Raw genomic sequence first — 17,082 nt, 5'->3', positions numbered from 1 at the left:
TTTAATAAATAGACTTAAATAGATTTAATTTCTTTTCCTTGTTCTGTGGCAAGGCTGGTAGAGGTCTTATAAAAAAACCTAAGATTACTTGACGCGATCCAAATAATCTTTATTGTTGCATTTTGGACATTTTACTGGTATAACTTTTTGCATGAGGACTTCATCCTTTCCGGAGGTATTGTTTTCTTGTAAAAACATTGTACCACAGAGGATTGAAGTCCTCAATTTTCATTTGAGTATACAGAACGAAAACTATGTTTTGGAGGGGATTTATGTGCAAATAAAAAAAGCCAGTAAATTAAATGGCGTTAATATTGATAAGAAAAAATATTTCCTTATATTGTTTGTCGGCATCGTGATATCTGCAGTGCCATTATTTATTATAGCTACAAATTTCGGATTAAAACATACTGCTCCCAGTATTGAAATAAAAGATTTATTATGTATATTTTCGTTATTAGTAATGGTAACAGCTAATGTAGCTATTAAAATTGCGAGAAAAAATGAGGAAAAATAAATGAAACTTTCAAATAGAGTTATTATCCCCCTTATCAGCAATTTCTCATCTCTTGATGGATTTAACCTTCATATAATTGCTTATATTATAAACGGAAAAGAAGTAGTGCTTATAGATGCAGGCAATCCAGGAGACGTAACAAAACATTTTTTGTCACAATTCAAAGAAGACAATACAATATTGAAATTAAAGACATATTGCACATGGATCATGTGAGCGGAGGGTTTGGACTGGGGGAAAATGGCGTTCCAATATATCTTTCTAAATCAAAAGCGAGACTTTTAAAAGTTTTTAAAAGTGTTATTAGAATATAAATAGTACAAGTCAAGATGAGGAATTCCTAAATAAATAATTCGTGGTACAATAGGGGCACCAGATGAAGGAGGAACTCATTATGGCAAAACAGTACGACAAACAATTCAAGTTAGATGCAGTACAGTACTATCAAGAGCATAAGGACCTTAAGCTAGTTGGTTGTGCCAGCAACTTAGGAATCAGTAAACAGAGCCTGTCTCGCTGCAAAAAGGAACTGAAAGATTCCGGTGATATCGAGTGACGTGGTTCCGACAATTACTCTTCCGATGAAGAAAAAGAAATTGCCTGATTAAAACGGGAACTTCGTGATACCGTGGATGCGTTTGATGTCTTAAAAAAAGCCATCAGTATTCTGGGAAATTAACTGAAGCTGTTTACATCGAAGTTACTCAAAAGGCAAAGAAATCAAAAGAAGATATGTGCCCTGTCTCCGGAATGCTCAACATGCATGGCTAAAACGTTTGCCATCGAACCAGAAAAAATGTAAGGAAGCAATTCAGGATAAAATACAAAAAATCTACTATGGATCGAAGCGGGATTACGGAGCTCCCAAAATAACTGTAGAACTTCGTAAAAGCGATGAAATCATCCCTGAAAGAACCGTAAGCAAGTATATGAAAGAAATGGGGATAAAAGCCCAAGGGGTCAAGCCCTATACGATTACAACTAAAGGTTCTGACTTTAGTTGTTCCTTGCAAAATATCCTTGATGAAAACTTCAATCCTGACAGGCCAATGCTGTATGGCGCAGCGATATCGCTTATATATGGACAATAGATAGTATTCGATAAAATATCGCATCTATTAGCTTTTAGGGCTACATTTCCCGCTTCCTGGCATCCTTTAATTATTTGCTCTTTAAATTCTTCTGTATGTTGTTTTCTTGCCATTTAAGTAAGCCATTTTTTATACTGGCATATACAAAGATTTTCTTCAAGCTGGTCAGGAGGCATTCTTTGTGCCGCATAAGTGATGGCATAATCTACCCATGTTGTCATTTTCTGTTGTTAATATGGGCCTGAAATCAAGGAGATTACAAGTGAACTAACAATATTTCTGTCAGGTTTATCAATTCAAAATCCTATTAGCATTAGCTTTGGCTGGCTTGCACCCGAAAGCACAGCGCTGTTTTATAACCGCGCGACGGCTCACTTTCTATTTTCATTGTCCCGTCATGTGCTTCCACAATCTGTCGCACCAATAGAATACCCAAGCCGTGCCGCAGGTTCAGCCGATCGTCCGTGCTTTCCATGTAATGGGGCTTTTCTTCCAGTTCACGCAGCTTTTCAGGCGAAAGCCCTACGCCGTTGTCTGCAACTGTAAGGGTGACAGCCGTTTCCGAACAATCGAGAGCGAGTCTGATCTCGCAGCCCTGGGGATTATGTTTGATGCTGTTTTGCACTAAATTATTGATTGCCCGCACAATCAGGCGAAAGTCACATTCCAGCATGGCATTTTCAGCAGAAGGATTGATTTCAACATCCACCGAATAACTGTCGGAAAGTCCGCCATTCAGCAGTTCCACCGCATATGACCGCAGAAGTTTGGAGAAGCGTACCGGCTCCTTATGGAGTGGCTGCATTTCATATTCCAGCTGAGAAACCAAATTCAAATCCTGCACCAGTTCCTTTATTTTGACGCTTTGCTGTTTCACAATTTCAGCCTGTGCTTTTATAGAACTGTTTATAGTTTTATCATCTGCGATGCGTTCGGCATAACCCAAAATCATAGAAAGAGGCGTCCGTATATCATGGGAAACACCACTGATCCAGTTGGCCCTTGCTTCATTTTGTCTGCTTAAGATATGGGATGCTTTGTTGATACTTCCCGCAACCTCTGATAAATCCCCGCCGACAGACAGCGATACCGGCTTGCCGTTGGAAAGAGTTTCAATCGCATTGATAATCGGGTCTGTGCTTCGGAGAATTTTCCTCTTGGAAAAGAAATAAGCCAAAAACAATAATGAGAAGTCGGTGGCCAGCATTCCGGTAATATAGAGCGGAAGCGTTTGAATCGCATGGATAGAGAAATAGTTGCTAGTGAGCTTGGTATAGCTATCTTTCGGATAGCCTAATACCAGCAGGCCATCTTCCGTGTTCCAGACAAAAACGGGATAATCCTTTAAGTACCCTTTGGAAAAGAGGGCAACATCCTGAATTGTATAATTTCCGGGAATGTCTTCCGGGGTATCAATAGCCCATACACGATTTCCATCCGGGTTAAGGAACATGGCCCAAACATGAGCGCTCTCCAGTTTTTGGCGGGCATCGTCCGATACACCCTTTAATGTCGAAGCAGCAGCAATTTCCTCCAGCATATTTTGTGGTGAGGTATCTCCGTAGTCGTTTATAATAATGCTCTGAAACGTAATACCAAAGGCCAGTACATTGAGCAGCACCAACACAAGGATAAAAGCGGCAAAGGATGCCAGATGCTTTGAGATATATTTTCCAAATGCTTTCATGGCGTCACTTCCTTATGTTCAGCTTATAGCCCAGCCCTTTGATTGTAATCAGGGAAACAGGCTTTGACGGATCTGTTTCAATTTTTTCACGGATACGCCGTACATGGGCATTCAAGCTGTTTTCATACCCGAAGGGATTGTCACCCCAAAGGGCTTCGCAAAGGGCATCCACGGAAACGATTTTTCCCTTATTGTGCGCAAGGGTTTCCAGCAAAGCGTGTTCCTTTGCCGTCAGCGGGATGACCTCACCGGCTTTATGAACTTCGGCGCGGCTGAAATCAACCGTGCATCCGGAAAGGGTCAGGAGTTTCTCATCCTCTTTGTAGCAACGGCGCAGAACGGCATACACCCGCAGCAGCAACTCCTGTGGCATAAATGGCTTTACGATGTAATCATCGGCTCCCAGTCCAAGACCGGACAGCTTATCCGCCGCCTCGTCCTTCGCCGTCAGAAATATGACCGGCACATCGGCGAAGGTGCGTATTTGCTCCATCAGGGGAAAACCGTCTCCATCCGGCAGCATCACATCCAGAATTGCTAAATCAGGTTCTTCGCTTTTGGCAACTGAGGTACCTTCTTTCACAGAAGCGGCCGACACAATATTTTCAAAACCGTCATCCTTTAAAATGGCGGTTACCATTTTAAGCAGCTCCGGCTCATCGTCTACAAGCAGGAGCTTTTTTGTGTGTAATAATGTCTGATCCATTTCTTCGCCTCCAACTGCATCTATTATACCAAAGCATTTCTGTTTTGCGTGATGTTCAGCAAAAAGTAAGGTAAAAGTAAGGACACGAGAATGTAGATGTCAGGTTGGAGTTGTACCATTAAGAATGTCGAAAGGAGATGTTCATATTGGATTACATGATTACAACGGAGCAGTTGACAAAAAAATATAAAAATTTTATCGCTGTCAACCATGTTTCGCTCCATATTCGAAAAGGAAGTATTTACGGTTTACTTGGGCCGAACGGCGCAGGAAAATCCACTGCCATGAAAATGCTGTTGGGATTGACGACCCCTACAAGCGGCAACTTTGTTATTGACGGAAAGCACTTCCCCGATGACCGGCTGGCCATTTTAAAGGAAATCGGTTCATTCATCGAATCGCCCTCGTTCTATGCCAATCTGACCGGACGTGAAAACCTTGATATTATCCGCCGGATTTTAAGGCTGCCGACAAGCTCGGTAGAGGATGCCTTGGAATTGGTTGGCCTCACTGAGTTTGGCGACCGGCTGGCAAAGAAATATTCGCTGGGTATGAAACAACGGCTGGGACTTGCCGGGGCACTGCTTGGCAGGCCACCTATCCTCATTTTGGACGAACCTACTAATGGCCTTGACCCATCCGGCATCCATGAAATACGCAATTTGATGAAGTCCCTGCCGGAGCTTTACGATTGCACCGTTTTGATTTCATCCCATATGCTGTCGGAAATTGAGCTTATGGTGGACGATATCGGCATTCTGAATCATGGCCGCCTGCTGTTCGAGGGCGGCTTGGATGAATTGCGGCAGAGTGCGCTGCAGGCCGGTTTTGCCTCGGACAATTTGGAAGAAATGTTCCTCTCCATGATTGATAAGGACAATGCCGCCAGAAAGCAGAGGGCACAGCTATAAATGCGCTTGCCATTGAGCTGCGAAAAGAAAAACGGACAGGTGTTATTCCCGTGCTGCTGGCGGTTGGCATTCTGGGAGCGGCATATGCCTTTGTCAATTTCCTTGTGCGGAAAGATACCCTGCTGAACCTGCCGCTGGCCCCGATGGATGTTCTGCTGACCCAGCTCTACGGCATGATTATGATATTAAATATGTTCGGCATCATCGTCGCCGCCTGCATGGTCTACAACATGGAGTTTAATGGAAACGCAATTAAAAAGATGTATATGCTGCCCATGAGTGTGCCGGGGATGTGCTTTTGCAAATTTCTGATCCTGACCGTGATGCTTCTGGTTGCAGTTGTGCTGCAAAATCTGGCCCTGATGAAAATTGGCATGACCGAACTGCCGCAGGGTACCTTTGAGATGGGTACTCTGGTGCAGTTTGCCGCCTATTCGTTCATTACCGCTATGCCCGTGCTGTCTTTTATGGTTTTGATTTCTTCCCGTTTTGAAAATATGTGGGTTCCGCTTGGGGTAGGCGTCGCTGGCTTTTTAAGCGGGATGGCCCTGGCAAACTCGAAAGTTGCTTTGCTGATGATTCACCCCTTTGTCGTGATGCTGAAACCCGCCGTTGCTATGAGCGCACAGCCAGATAGCACGGTGATCCTTGTTTCTTTAGTGGAAACGATCCTTTTCCTTGGGGCAGGGCTGTGGATGGCAAAGCATCTGCATTATGAATAAGGAGGAAGAATTGAAATGAGTTTTTTAGAACTGCTTAAAATTGAATTTATGAAAGTGAAGCGCTCAAAAATTATTCCTTTGATATTCGTTGCCCCTCTTTTGGTGGTAGCGTCCGGGATTGCAAATTTGAGCAGCTATTTCACACCGGAATATACTAATGCATGGCCTGCCATGTTCATTCAAAGCGCCTTGGTCTATGCTTACTATCTGCTTCCGCTGAGCATGGTCGTTGTTTGCGTCATGATTGCGGGGAGGGAGACACAGAACAACGGTGTCTTAAAAATGCTGGCTCTGCCGGTCAGCCGATATGCCCTTTCGCTGGCAAACTTCTGTGTGCTGATGTTTTATCTTTTGATGGAAATGGTGGTGTTCCTTGCGGTATTTGTCGTTGCCGGATTGGTCGCCACAAGCACCATGGGAATTACCGAAACACTGCCTATTCTCTACCTGCTCAAGTGGTGCATGGGACTATTTCTTACTATGCTGCCCGGCGTGGCAACCATGTGGGCTATTACAGTGCTGTTTGAAAAACCGCTGCTTTCGGTAGGGCTGAATTTGCTGCTTGTAATCCCCGGTGTTCTGGTCACCAACACGCCGCTCTGGATCGTCTATCCATATTGCTACAGCGGCTATCTGGTGTCCTGCTCGCTGCACGAATTTACAACGAATACCGCAGGAATAGCCTTTGAGCTGTTTCCGTTCCTGTCCTGTGCGGCTCCGATCTTTGCGTTGGCGCTTACAGTGGCGGTAACACAGTTTGGAAAGAAAGAAATGAGGTAAAAAGATAGGAAATGAGTTGAAATGCAGTTCAAAAAGACAGATATTAAGCTAAATGGTGTAAGTAAAAAGATGCACGTGGTGACTGCGCTAAAGAACGAGAGGACATTCGTGCTTGTAAGATTTGCAGCTTAAAATTAAACTACAAAGCAGATTGGATAAACAGCCGCAAGAAGCTATAATAGGCTATTAAGGTAATGGCGAATAATGGTCAGCTCTTAGATTGTATTAGGGCTTATATGCTCTAAAGCTAAGAATCTTAATGAATTCTCAAACTGCATTAGCCCCATCATTTTGTAGATGGGGCTATGTCGGCGGTGAAAGCGTTTTCAGAATATACATTTCCGGCATTCCACAGCATGTAGCCCTGGATTCCATTATCATTAAGGGCTTTAATTTGTTTTAGGACATCTTCGCCTGTGTATTTAGGACTTCCAAGAGTAAAATCCTGTATCCACGGCCTTATAACAGCTTTTTTCTCAAGACCGGCATCCTTTTTTAGGGCATCTTTTACTGCCTTGTCGATTACTTCGTAGGGATGAGCATTTGGATTATCAAAGCCGTAATTTCCAGGATAATAATGAGAAGGGTATATCATTGGGCTTATGTAGTCTACTGTAGGCGAAATCTTTTCCCATTTTTGACCTATATTCATGTCATCATCTGCACTTGTGGTAAGACCAAAAACATCAGCTGAAATAACGACATTATAGTCTTTCAGTTGTTGGTGCGCATATGCTAGAAAACCTGCAACACAATCCTCTTTCGAAACATCGTTTTTACCAGGGAAAAAAGCTTCAGCATCTACTTTACTTCCGTTTTCAGGAAACCTTACATAATCAAACTGTATTTCTTTAAAACCGTTTAGAGCCGCTTCCTTGGCTATAGCAACATTATAGTCCCAAACTCGTTTGTCATATGGGTTTACCCAGGGTACACCGTTCCTGTCGCGCCATATGCCGCCGCTCTTTTTTTGGATTGCAAATTCCGGATGATGGTTGCACAAATTACTGTCTTTAAATGTTACTACCCTTGCTATTGGATATATATTATGATTTTCCAAAGTTTGTATAAAAGACTTAATGTCCTTTATGCGTACATATCTATCAGCCTCTGCACTTTCGACTATTTCTATATTGCTTTCATAAGTTATAAGGCCGTTGTCATCTTTTGCATCTATCACCATTGCATTTAATTCAGAACGGTCTAAAAAGTCGATTAAGTGATTAAAATATTTTGGAGTTCCGGCCGTGTTTCCGGTTACATATATTCCCTTAACAACAGGTACATCAAAAGAATTCTGCTTATCCAATGGCAAAGGTACGTAATATTCTTTCAGTGTTTCTTTCAAAACTTCATTTCTTCGATTCCACTCATTACGCCTTTCGATCTCCTTATCCCGTTTTGCATCGTTAATAGCCTGCTTTTCTTCAAAAAGTTCCCGATACAATGACTGGGAACTATAGGTAATGGTAAAGCTATGAGAATTAAATGCCAAAGAAACAGCACAAATAATTAAAAGCAAAAAGCTACCTTTTACAGTCCATTTCAATTAAAAGCCCCCTAATACTTCTGATTCTCTTACAAAATATATTATATCTTAACTTTAACCCTCGTATCTTTGTTTCTTTAAAAATTTTTTCATCAATATTAAATATATAACCTTGGCAAAAAATGAATCTATTCAGGACTTTGAACGTTTTTTATTCAAATAAGTGTCAAAGAACAATACTTTCATTGACGGATGTGCTGTTAAACTGATATACTCTATTATAACAGCTTTTTATTATTCTGATTGTATATTGTGCTGTCAACTTTGTTCCGTCAGAATTACTTAAAGCTGTCATTTTCAATTTCTACGAAGCTTGGGGAAGCATGGAATATTAAAAGTTTACCTTGTCATGGATTCAGGTTTATAATATAATAAAGTGGAAATAGTTAATCGATTTACTGGAGGTGATTATTTTGAAAAACAGGATTACAATGAAGGATATTGCTCGAGAAGCCGGAGTTTCTGTGGCGACTGTTTCTCATGTCATAAACGGTACAAAAAATATTTCTAAGGAAACAAGCGAAAGAGTGCTAAAGAGCATAGAAAAGTATAATTATGTTCCTGATTCATCAGCAAAAAATTTACGCAAAAAAAAGACAAAAACTGCCGGCTTGATTGTATCAAGTTTGCCTGATAATTTTGTAAATGATATGATTTTTGGTGTAGAAGAGCGCGCGAGAGAAATGGGATATAATCTTCTTTTGGTAAACACCAAAGAAGATGAAAAATATGAAGAAGAATCCATTAATCTATTGCATTCTAATTTAGTTGATGGAATTATTTTATCGCCTACTTCTGGTGATATCAGCTATTTAAATAAATATACAAATTATAAGTTTCCCGTGGTTATGGTAAATCGTTTTGATAAAAAAATAAAAAACATCCCCATAGTATCTGGCGATAATTATCAGCTTGGCTTTGATGCAACTACCCATCTATTGAGACATGGCCATAAAAAGATTGGATTTATATATTCTGTTCTGAATGTTTCAACAACAGAAGAAAGATTAAGAGGATATAAAGATGCTTTAAAACAATTCGATATTCCTTTTTGCGAAGGATGTTTGGAAAGAGGTTACGGAACAGTTAAAGGCGGTGCAGATGCTGTAGCTAATTTATTAAGCCGCGAAAAAGATATTACAGCTCTTTTTACCCAAACAGATCTAATGACAGTAGGCGCCATTGGAAAAATTAAAGAAATGCAATTGAGAATACCCGATGATTTAGCCATTATCGGATTTGGCGATTTCCCATCTGCAGTCATTATTGAACCACCTGTGACAAATATCATCCTTCCTGCAAGAACCATAGGGAGAACAGCGTTCGATGTATTGATAAACAAAATCCACAATCCTGATTATATGACCCATATACAACTGCCTTCTTCTTTAATAGTGAGAAATTCATGCGGTTGTTAATTGTAATCAAGGCTGAATATTTTATTCCAATTGGTAAATAGAATCATGTAACTATTTATCAAAAGACCGTCATTCTCATCACTTCTATAACACCATTAATTATGGTGTTATAGCCACTACCAACAAGCTTTTCCCTTCTACGGTTTTTAATTTTGCCCAACTACTATTCTTTTATTGTCTCCTATTTTTTTCTGCGCTTATTGTGAACGAAATAGCAGAAGTCCTATTATAATTTACTTTGTTCAACTTTCTTATTGGAATACCGCTCATACCGCAAAGTATAGTTAAGGGCCACACCTGAAATTTCCTGTCTAGTCAGCAGACAAGGGCAATACTTGCCATGAGAAACCTCCTTAGCAATTGGTATTATTGGGTTGTTCTAATTCGATTTTACCATTGCATGGAGGTTTTTTTATTTCAAAGTGCGTTTCTATATGATTTTTTCAAGGTTCAAGCCTATTTTATAGGTGGGAAAGTTGAGAATTTAATTAAATTTTTTAAATAACTATTGACAACAAAATATTTACATGATAATATTAAAAACAAAAAAGTAAAACGATTAACCAATTGATATATACAGATAATACACTGATAATTTATGTAACATAGTTAATCGTATAAATACATATAAGCTTTAACTTTCAAGTACATAAGTTTTAAATGTTGATACCAAAATTAGGCATTATAGATTTTCATTTCTAACAACAAATATAAATTTAAAGAAGGTGAATATCTTGAAAAATATTAGCATTGAAGAACTAAAACAAAAGGCAGCAGAACTAAGACAAACGGTATTGACGATGATTTATGAAGCTCAATCGGGACATCCGGGAGGATCTTTCTCTGCAGCTGATGTGGTGACAGCGCTTTATTTTAAAGAGATGAACATTGATCCTAAAAATCCTCGATGGGAAGACCGTGATCGATTTGTGCTATCAAAAGGACATGCGTGTCCCGCTCAATATGCCGCCCTTGCAATGTTGGGATACGTGCCTTATGAAACTATCCACAAGTTAAGGGAATATGGATCTCCATTCCAAGGCCATCCTGACATGAAGAAATGCCCAGGAATTGACATTTCTACAGGTTCACTTGGTCAAGGTTTATCCTGCGGCGTTGGAATGGCTATTGCTGGAAAAATTGATGAAAAGAATTATCGTGTGTTTGTGATGGTTGGTGATGGAGAATGTAATGAAGGTCAAATATGGGAAGCTGTCCAAACAGCCGCTAAATATAAACTTGATAATCTAGTGGTTTTTGTTGATAACAATGGCCTTCAATTAGATGGTACTACAGATGAAATAATGCCTACACAAGATTTCGAAGATAAATTCCGCGCATTTGGTTTTGAAACACAGCGTATTGATGGACATTCTATGGAACAAATCGTCAGTGTTCTTGATTTTGTTCGTGGACAAAAAAATGGAAAGCCAAAATGTATCGTTTTGGATACGGTTAAAGGTAAGGGTGTATCCTTTATGGAAAATAAATGTAACTGGCATGGAGTTGCTCCAAATGATGAAGAATATGAACAAGCAATGAAGGAACTTCGTGCATCAGTACAGTAGGAGGCTTGAAATGAGCGTGAAAAAAGACGATATGAAAAAGATTGCTACTCGGCAAGGTTTTGGTGACGAAATCGTTAAACTAGGAAAAGAAAATAAAAACATTATGGTCCTGGATATCGACATAGGAAAGTCTTGCAAAACTACTGAATTCCAAAAGCAACTTCCCAAACAGCATATTAATGTTGGTATTGCGGAGCAAAATGGTGCGGGAGTTGCAGCGGGATTAGCAACTACTGGAAAAATTCCTTTTATTAGCACATACGCGGTATTTGGATCTTTAAGAATGGCGGAACAAATCCGACAAGAAATCTGCTATCCCAATTTAAACGTAAAAATTGCGTGTTCTCATGGAGGATTGACTCCTGCAAATGACGGAGGCAGCCATCAAGGAATTGAGGACATGGGAGTATTAAGAACAATTCCAAATATGACAGTAGTAATGGGAGCTGATTATTACTCTACAAGAAAGCTTGTAAGACAAGCGGCAGAAATTTATGGCCCAGTGTATTTACGCTTTACAAGAGATGCAGTACCTGTTATATACGATGAAGATGAAGAATTTGTCATAGGAAAAGCTAAGGAATTAAAACAAGGCAAGGATGTAGCAATTATCGCAAATGGCGATACAGTTTGCCTTGCTATTGAGGCAGCAAATCAATTAGAAGAAGAAGGAGTTTCTGTAAAATTACTAGATATGCATACGATTAAGCCACTTGATAAACAAGCTGTTTTAGACTGTGTGGATATTGGTAGAATTATAACAGTAGAAGATCATAATGTAATAAATGGTCTAGGAAGCGCAGTTTGTGAAGTTGTTGCAGAAGCCGGTAAAGGCAAGGTAAGAAGAATTGGCATTCAAGATCAATTTGGTCAATCTGCCCCTTACGAAAAGCTGTTAGAATTAAATGGAATTACAGTAGAAAACATAATAATGAATGCAAAACAATTGCTTTAATCATACAAGAAAAAAGCTCAAAGAATAGCAATAGGCATGATAAATGAGAGCATTGCTTACATGTGAAAAACCGCATGTACGGTTCCGCAAGGGATAGTAGGCAGTCCCTTTGCGATGCAAATATAAATTAACGATGAAAGGAGAGTCGAGACTGTCTACTCGACCAGACTATACATGTTTGAATTAAATAATAAAGTCGCAATAATTACTGGAAGTGGTTCTGAAAAAGGTATTGGAAAAACGATTGCTTCTACATTAGCGAATCAAGGGGCAACCGTTGTTATTACAGATATTAATGAAGACGGCGTTAAGAAGAATGTTAACTTCATTGAGGAAAATGGTGGAAAAGCCTATGGCGTTGCTGGAGATCTTACAGACAAAAGCTTTGTCGATACATTAATAGAAGATGTTTTAGACAAATTTGGACGAATTGATATTTTAGTGAATAATGCGGGAATCTCACAAAAAGTTACTGTAGAAGATATGACCCTCGATGACATGAAAAGAATTTTCAGTGTCAATATGTATGGATTGTTCTTAATTACACAAGCATGTTTACGACCAATGAAAAAACAAAAATATGGTAGAATTATAAGTCTGTCATCCGTTTCTGCAAAAAGAGGCGGAGGTATATTTGGCGGCGCGCATTATTCTGCATCAAAGGCTGCAGTATTAGGATTTTCTAAAAATCTTGCACGGGAAGTGGCCCAAGATGGTATTACCGTAAACTGTGTTGCGCCAGGCTTGATTAATACAGAGATATGGAAATCTCTTTCAAAAGAACAGGCAGACAATATTATTGCCGGAATTCCCATAGGAAGACCAGGAGAAACTCAGGAAATCGCGTCAACAATTGCTTTTTTAGCGTCAGAAGAAGCATCATATATAACTGGTGAAGATATAGATATTAATGGTGGGCAACATATGGATTAAAAATACTAGGCCTTAGGCAGCTAACGAAATGTCCTAAGGCTTAATCCGCTTTTACCTGAATTCGTGACAAAATAAACTTTTTGCATTATGTGCCTCTAAAAGTTATCATTATTATTCAAAATATACAGGCTAATCAAAATTGAAAAAGGTATGCGCATTAACAAGGAATTGAAAAATATAGTGAATGATTTTTGCAACAAGGAGGGAAATCATGAGAATTGGTTTTATAGGGCTAGGCATTATGGGAAGACCAATGGTTTACAACCTTATCAAGGCAGGGCATTCGTTAAGAGTATATGACATTAATCGAAAGGCAGTAGAAGCAGTTGAAAAATATGGTGCTATAGCCTCAAAAAGTGTTTCGGAATTAGCAGAAAAAAGTGAAGTGTTTTTTACTATGTTGCCTAATTCATCCCACGTGGAAGAAGTAGTTCTCGGTGAAAACGGAATTATCAGCCATGCGAAAGAAAATACCTTACTAATTGATACTAGTTCAATTTCGCCTGTGGTTTCAAAAAGGATTGCTGATACCCTAAGGAAAAAAGGAATTGACATGGTAGATGCTCCGGTATCTGGTGGTGAAGATGGTGCGATATCGAGAACACTTTCCATAATGGTAGGCGGAGAAGATAAAGCTTTTAAAAAAGCATTTCCTGTATTACAAGCAGTTGGAAGAGATATTATTCATGTTGGTTCCAATGGTGCTGGTACAACGGTAAAGTTAGCTAATCAGATTATGGTAAATGTTAATATGGCTGCTATGGCAGAAGCTGTGACTTTTGCCGAAATGGCAGATATTGATATTACTAAAATGTATGAAGCAGTCCGTGGGGGAGCTGCCGGAAGCGCCGTGCTAGATGCAAAAATTCCCAAAATAGTAAAAAGAAATTTTCAGCCGGGTGGTCCTATTTCTATAAATGCAAAAGATTTACAAAATGTTATTGATGCCGGTAAAGAAATCAATGCTCCTCTTCCTTTGACGACTCAGGTTCTGGAAATGTTTCGTTCGCTGATTGCTCACGGTCATGAGCGAACGGATCATAGCGGGTTGCTAATTTACTATGAAAAATTAGCCAATTTTACCTGCGATGAAATGAAGTAATTTTTAAAAAAGAAGAGCATCGAAGTATAATTTGAAATGTGAGTTAAAAAACCATGAATCAATTTTTTCAGTAGTCTCTTCTGCATACGAAAGATACCTGATACTGATTAAAATATTTAGAAAGGAGTGTCGAGGCTGTCTACTCGACGTAAAAAACAATGAAATACATGCGGGGTATAGTCATTAGTCTTTTGTTTGTGTTAGGTTTTTCTCTCGTCTTTGTTTTCTTTACACAAAAAGAAGATGACAAAACAATCCTGATTCGTATAGGCCATGACCAACCAGTGGTTAATGAGCGCCACATTGCCTTAACCCATTTTAAAGAATTGGTGGAAGAGCGTTCTAACGGAGAAATTAGAGTAGAAATCTATCCACAAGGATTATTAGGAAATGAAGCTACATTAACAGAAAGCGTTTCCTTTGACGATTTGGAAATGGTAGCAACCAGTTCAACTAATCAATATGGATCTTTAATCAGCGTTTTTGAACTACCATACCTTTTTGATAGTTATGAGGAGGCATGGGCTACATTAGATGGAGAGATTGGTCGCGAAGTAGCGGATACATATTTAGATAATAATTTGAGAATACTCGCTTACTTTGAAAATGGATTCCGCCAAATTACTTCAAATCGTCCAATATATTCACCAGAAGATTTAAAAGGTTTAAAAATCCGTACACCAGAATTTCCCATGTCAATTCAGGTGTTTAATGCACTTGGCGCAAATCCGACACCCATGGGCTTTGGCGAGCTTTATACTGCTTTGCAACAAGGCACGGTGGATGCACAGGAAAATCCAGTTGCCAATGCTTATACGAATAAGTTTCAAGAAGTGCAAGATTACTTGATTATGACAAATCACCAATATATGCCTGTTCATCTTATTATTAGTGATGAATTTTTTCAATCACTTTCCAAAGAGTATCAAGAAATTATTCAGAAATCAGCCCAGGAAAGTGCGGAATTTCACCGTCAACTGCTGCGTGAGAGGGAACAGCAAATGATAGATGAATTAGTTGCAGATGGAATGAAAGTGATTGAGGTGGATACGGAACCCTTTAAAGAAAAAGTTGGTCCTGTATACGAATGGTTTGCTCGAATTCATGGTCAAGAGATTATTGATCGCATTCTTAAAGCAGCAAAAAGTTAGGAGGGTTATTATGAGGGCATTAAAATGGCTCGATGATCATTTGGAAGAATGGCTTCTTGTTATTTTACTAAGTTCAACTTCAATAATCGTTTTTCTTCAAGTTATTATGCGCTTCATTTTTCGAAACTCTTTAACGTGGTCTGAAGAATTGGCACGATACTTATTTATCTGGATGACTTATGTAGGAGTAAGTTATGGAATAAAGATGAAAATGCATTTAAAAGTAGATGCTTTAGATTCGTTATTTGATAAAAAAGGAAACTTAATAACTGATATGCTTGCTGATTTATTTCTATTAATTTTTATGTTGGTTATGACTTATTTTGGACTTGACATTGTATTCCGTGCAACTCGTACTTCAGCCGCATTAGGTATTCCTATGAGATATGTATATCTTGCACCTGTGGTTGGTTTTGGACTTTCTATTATCCGACTGATACAAACAAATATAATTAAATATAAGTATATCTGCCAGGCCGATAAATTGGATTAGGAGGAGTTAATATGGTTACATTTTTATTATTTGGAACTTTTGCGCTATTAATTGCGCTGAAAGTACCCATTGCTTTTGCAATGGGTTTAGCTTGTATTGTTGTTGCGCTTTTCTCACCAAGCTTAACACTAACCTTTATTGCGCAAGGCCTTGTAACTTCGACAGATAGTTTTGCACTTATGGCAATACCTTTCTTTGTTCTTGCTGGCGAACTAATGGGAAAAGGTGGAATTTCACGCAGATTATTTAATTTTATCAATGTTTTCGTTGGACGTTTCTATGGTGGGACGGCCATGGCTGCGGTAATTACATGTATATTTTTTGCAGCTATTTCTGGTTCAGGACCGGCAACAGTTGCAGCAGTTGGCGGAATGATGATTCCAATGATGATTAGCGAGGGATATGACAGCCGGTTTACTACAGTATTATTAGCTACAGCCGGCGCTCTTGGAATAATCATACCTCCAAGTATCCCTTTGGTGCTCTTTGGCGTAGGCTCAGGAACTTCCATAGGCGACTTGTTTAAAGGCGGTATGATACCAGGCGTTTTTATCGGAATCTGCTTATGTATCTATGTCTATTTCTATTCAAAAAAAATAGGATATCGTGGAAATCAAGAACCCTTCTCCTTAAAACGTTTGAAGTCTTCTTTTATAGAAGCTATCTGGGCAATACTTGTTCCGATTATAATTCTAGGTGGAATTTACGGCGGTATTTTTACACCAACAGAAGCTGCAGTGGTTGCTGTTTTCTACTCACTTTTTGTAAGTGTATTCATATATCGAGAAGTAAAACTATCAGATTTATTCACAATTCTATGTAATGCAGCTGGAAGTTCAGCAACTATTCTTATAGTGATTGGGACAGCAACAACCTTTGGAACAATCATGTCGTTGGAAAGAATACCCGAAGCAGTAGCCGCTGGGATGCTTTCAATTTCTTCAAACCCGATTATAGCCACATTGTTGATTGTAGTTATTTTGTTAATCGTGGGAATGTTTATGGATACTTCAGCTGCGGTTGTTATCTTTACACCGATATTATTTCCAATTGCCATGGAAGTTGGAATAAATCCAGTGCATTTTGGTATTATTATGATTGTAACTCTAGCAATTGGTTTTATTACTCCTCCTGTAGGTGTTAACCTCTTTGTCGCTATGAATATTGGAAAAACAACGATGGTGCAGATATTTCCTTATATCATTCCATTTTTATTAGTTTGCTTAGCAGGATTGACTGTGATTTTACTTGTGCCACAGCTAACGTTGTTCCTGGTATAATGTCTATATAGCTGGAAATTTACAAAAAAGATGAATCAATCGGCACATGAAGAAAATTTTATATACTCCTGAATATTTTGATTTGACAAAAGTTTATTTATAATTTTGTCTTCAGCGGTTTTTGATAGTGTAAAATATTTCTAGGTTTTTTGCAGGAAAAATTCATTCGGACGTAGAAAAAAGACCTCACCATCCTTTCCACAGGATGAGTATAAACTC

18 protein-coding genes are annotated in these 17,082 nt (G+C 39.0%); 15 read left to right on the top strand and 3 right to left on the bottom strand.

Annotation, left to right across the window (positions count from 1 at the left end; genetic code table 11):
* Positions 1-274 precede the first annotated feature (274 nt).
* From BUE08_RS02565 to BUE08_RS02550, 4 genes are all read left to right on the top strand, one after another.
* On the top strand, positions 275-517 hold the full coding sequence (locus tag BUE08_RS02565; RefSeq protein ID WP_213951668.1) for a hypothetical protein: 243 nt from the start codon (positions 275-277) through the stop codon (positions 515-517).
* Positions 518-733, top strand: coding sequence for a hypothetical protein (locus tag BUE08_RS02560; protein ID WP_213951667.1), 216 nt, complete (start codon positions 518-520; stop codon positions 731-733).
* Between the two features lie 178 nt (positions 734-911).
* Positions 912-1,073 (top strand): helix-turn-helix domain-containing protein, encoded by a 162-nt coding sequence (locus BUE08_RS02555; protein WP_286680287.1) that lies wholly within the window; start codon positions 912-914, stop codon positions 1,071-1,073.
* Positions 1,074-1,293: 220 nt separating this feature from the next.
* Positions 1,294-1,608, top strand: a complete 315-nt coding sequence (locus tag BUE08_RS02550; protein WP_213951666.1) for an IS3 family transposase — start codon at positions 1,294-1,296, stop codon at positions 1,606-1,608.
* Positions 1,609-1,921: 313 nt separating this feature from the next.
* Here the strand turns inward: BUE08_RS02550 and BUE08_RS02545 are convergent, their stop codons facing one another.
* Both BUE08_RS02545 and BUE08_RS02540 read right to left on the bottom strand, forming a co-directional pair.
* Positions 1,922-3,295: a sensor histidine kinase gene (locus tag BUE08_RS02545; RefSeq protein ID WP_286680286.1), complete on the bottom strand. Its 1,374-nt coding sequence runs from the start codon at positions 3,293-3,295 to the stop codon at positions 1,922-1,924.
* Between the two features lie 4 nt (positions 3,296-3,299).
* A complete protein-coding gene (locus tag BUE08_RS02540) occupies positions 3,300-4,001 on the bottom strand; it encodes a response regulator transcription factor (protein WP_286680285.1) in 702 nt (233 codons plus the stop codon).
* Between the two features lie 155 nt (positions 4,002-4,156).
* Between BUE08_RS02540 and BUE08_RS02535 the strand changes: the two genes are divergently transcribed.
* From BUE08_RS02535 to BUE08_RS02525, 3 genes are read left to right on the top strand one after another with little or no spacing between them, the layout of a single operon-like run.
* On the top strand, positions 4,157-4,912 hold the full coding sequence (locus BUE08_RS02535; RefSeq protein ID WP_502689420.1) for an ABC transporter ATP-binding protein: 756 nt from the start codon (positions 4,157-4,159) through the stop codon (positions 4,910-4,912).
* Complete coding sequence (locus BUE08_RS02530; protein WP_213951670.1) at positions 4,909-5,634, top strand: ABC transporter permease; 726 nt, start codon at positions 4,909-4,911, stop codon at positions 5,632-5,634. Before BUE08_RS02535 ends, BUE08_RS02530 begins: the two co-directional genes overlap by 4 nt.
* A gap of 15 nt (positions 5,635-5,649) precedes the next feature.
* A complete protein-coding gene (locus BUE08_RS02525; protein ID WP_286680283.1) occupies positions 5,650-6,414 on the top strand; it encodes an ABC transporter permease in 765 nt (254 codons plus the stop codon).
* Positions 6,415-6,700: 286 nt separating this feature from the next.
* On the opposite strand, the gene BUE08_RS02520 is transcribed toward BUE08_RS02525, so the two are convergent.
* Positions 6,701-7,963 (bottom strand): putative glycoside hydrolase, encoded by a 1,263-nt coding sequence (locus BUE08_RS02520; protein ID WP_286680282.1) that lies wholly within the window; start codon positions 7,961-7,963, stop codon positions 6,701-6,703.
* 413 nt (positions 7,964-8,376) lie between these two features.
* Here BUE08_RS02520 and BUE08_RS02515 point away from each other — a divergent pair, with 413 nt between their 5' ends.
* From BUE08_RS02515 to BUE08_RS02480, 8 genes are all read left to right on the top strand, one after another.
* Positions 8,377-9,381: a LacI family DNA-binding transcriptional regulator gene (locus BUE08_RS02515; RefSeq protein WP_202859743.1), complete on the top strand. Its 1,005-nt coding sequence runs from the start codon at positions 8,377-8,379 to the stop codon at positions 9,379-9,381.
* A gap of 710 nt (positions 9,382-10,091) precedes the next feature.
* Positions 10,092-10,949, top strand: a complete 858-nt coding sequence (locus tag BUE08_RS02510; RefSeq protein ID WP_353682075.1) for a transketolase — start codon at positions 10,092-10,094, stop codon at positions 10,947-10,949.
* Positions 10,950-10,959: 10 nt separating this feature from the next.
* Positions 10,960-11,904, top strand: coding sequence for a transketolase family protein (locus BUE08_RS02505; RefSeq protein ID WP_059032734.1), 945 nt, complete (start codon positions 10,960-10,962; stop codon positions 11,902-11,904).
* A gap of 174 nt (positions 11,905-12,078) precedes the next feature.
* Positions 12,079-12,837, top strand: a complete 759-nt coding sequence (locus BUE08_RS02500) for an SDR family NAD(P)-dependent oxidoreductase (protein ID WP_059032733.1) — start codon at positions 12,079-12,081, stop codon at positions 12,835-12,837.
* 211 nt (positions 12,838-13,048) lie between these two features.
* On the top strand, positions 13,049-13,939 hold the full coding sequence (gene garR, locus BUE08_RS02495; RefSeq protein WP_059032732.1) for a 2-hydroxy-3-oxopropionate reductase: 891 nt from the start codon (positions 13,049-13,051) through the stop codon (positions 13,937-13,939).
* A 158-nt stretch (positions 13,940-14,097) separates the two neighbouring features.
* Positions 14,098-15,090 (top strand): TRAP transporter substrate-binding protein, encoded by a 993-nt coding sequence (locus tag BUE08_RS02490; protein WP_286680281.1) that lies wholly within the window; start codon positions 14,098-14,100, stop codon positions 15,088-15,090.
* A 10-nt stretch (positions 15,091-15,100) separates the two neighbouring features.
* Positions 15,101-15,583 (top strand): TRAP transporter small permease, encoded by a 483-nt coding sequence (locus BUE08_RS02485; protein ID WP_213951660.1) that lies wholly within the window; start codon positions 15,101-15,103, stop codon positions 15,581-15,583.
* Between the two features lie 11 nt (positions 15,584-15,594).
* Positions 15,595-16,863 carry a TRAP transporter large permease gene (locus BUE08_RS02480; protein ID WP_059032729.1) on the top strand — a complete coding sequence of 423 codons (1,269 nt, stop codon included), beginning with the start codon at positions 15,595-15,597 and terminating at the stop codon, positions 16,861-16,863.
* Positions 16,864-17,082: the final 219 nt, after the last annotated feature.

Origin of the sequence: Tepidanaerobacter sp. EBM-49 (genome assembly GCF_001896645.1) — a bacterium.
In the GTDB taxonomy this organism is placed as follows: Bacteria; Bacillota; Thermosediminibacteria; order Thermosediminibacterales; family Tepidanaerobacteraceae; genus Tepidanaerobacter; species Tepidanaerobacter syntrophicus.
This window is presented reverse-complemented; position numbering and strand designations above follow the sequence as displayed.

Bases quoted from the DNA above. Each gene is read 5' to 3' on its own strand.
- BUE08_RS02560 (WP_213951667.1), top strand. From the start codon at position 518: ATGAAACTTTCAAATAGAGTTATTATCCCCCTTATCAGCAATTTCTCA.
- BUE08_RS02555 (WP_286680287.1), top strand. From the start codon at position 912: ATGGCAAAACAGTACGACAAACAATTCAAGTTAGATGCAGTACAGTAC.
- BUE08_RS02545 (WP_286680286.1), bottom strand. From the start codon at position 3,295: ATGAAAGCATTTGGAAAATATATCTCAAAGCATCTGGCATCCTTTGCC.
- BUE08_RS02540 (WP_286680285.1), bottom strand. From the start codon at position 4,001: ATGGATCAGACATTATTACACACAAAAAAGCTCCTGCTTGTAGACGAT.
- BUE08_RS02535 (WP_502689420.1), top strand. From the start codon at position 4,157: ATGATTACAACGGAGCAGTTGACAAAAAAATATAAAAATTTTATCGCT.
- BUE08_RS02525 (WP_286680283.1), top strand. From the start codon at position 5,650: ATGAGTTTTTTAGAACTGCTTAAAATTGAATTTATGAAAGTGAAGCGC.
- BUE08_RS02505 (WP_059032734.1), top strand. From the start codon at position 10,960: ATGAGCGTGAAAAAAGACGATATGAAAAAGATTGCTACTCGGCAAGGT.
- BUE08_RS02500 (WP_059032733.1), top strand. From the start codon at position 12,079: ATGTTTGAATTAAATAATAAAGTCGCAATAATTACTGGAAGTGGTTCT.
- garR (WP_059032732.1), top strand. From the start codon at position 13,049: ATGAGAATTGGTTTTATAGGGCTAGGCATTATGGGAAGACCAATGGTT.
- BUE08_RS02490 (WP_286680281.1), top strand. From the start codon at position 14,098: ATGAAATACATGCGGGGTATAGTCATTAGTCTTTTGTTTGTGTTAGGT.
- BUE08_RS02485 (WP_213951660.1), top strand. From the start codon at position 15,101: ATGAGGGCATTAAAATGGCTCGATGATCATTTGGAAGAATGGCTTCTT.
- BUE08_RS02480 (WP_059032729.1), top strand. From the start codon at position 15,595: ATGGTTACATTTTTATTATTTGGAACTTTTGCGCTATTAATTGCGCTG.